Raw genomic sequence first — 850 nt, forward strand, 5'->3', positions numbered from 1 at the left:
GGGAACCTCTAAAAACTTCCTGTGAAAAAATAAGGTCAATTTTGTCACCAACCGTAATAAAATTGACCTTATTAATCGTGGTGGTTTCTTCCTTTTTCGAGGATTAAAAGGCATGAATGCCCGATTTTCCAAAATAAACCAGACGTTGCAAATCATAGCAGGTCGCCATTAACGTCATCCTGAAATTGGCACGTAATTGGCCTATCGTCCGGATAAATTTTTCGCCCATCTGGGTGAGTGAACCCAAAATATGCTCTACCCGTGCCCGGATGCGCGCGATTTTCTTATTACGTCCTTTCTGGCAGTGTGATAACGGGTTATTTCGTGACGCTTTTCTCTGAATATGTACACGATAGCCTTGTTCCTTCAACGCCTGCTCACGCTGATGGCTGGCATACCCCTTGTCAGCATAAATATCCCGACTCGTATTGGCTCTGTCCAAAACGGCTTCAAAATATTGGCTATCATGGACAGAGGCGGTTCCTGTGGCGGTCTGACGAATGACTTTGTACTTGACATCGACATTAATCGTGAGTTTGTAGCCAAAATAACTTTTTCCGTGTTTTTTCGTCCAGCTGGCATCCGTATCTTTCTGGCATCGTTTGTTTGTCGTCCAGTTATCCGGGGTTTTACCCTGACGGATTTGTTCATTCTCGTCTTTCTTATTGTGTTGTTTAGGTACCGGTATCAACGTGGCATCGATGATTTGACCGCCCCGGGGAATGAATCCCTGAGCGGAAAGTTGATGTTTAGCTTCTTCAAACAACGCATTGGCCCCTGCCTGTCCGAGCCGTTTTTCGAAACACCAAATTGTGTTGCGGTCCGGAATATTAATGACATCGGTTAAACG

At 44.9% G+C, this 850-nt stretch carries 1 protein-coding gene; it reads right to left on the bottom strand.

From position 1 onward, the window contains the following. Positions 1-103: 103 nt before the first annotated feature. On the bottom strand, positions 104-850 hold a 747-nt coding region (locus AAC147_RS08915), incomplete at its 5' end, for an IS5 family transposase (RefSeq protein WP_047686383.1).

The sequence above is a fragment of the Xenorhabdus sp. NBAII XenSa04 genome (assembly GCF_963866145.1).
GTDB classification, from domain to species: Bacteria; Pseudomonadota; Gammaproteobacteria; order Enterobacterales; family Enterobacteriaceae; genus Xenorhabdus; species Xenorhabdus indica.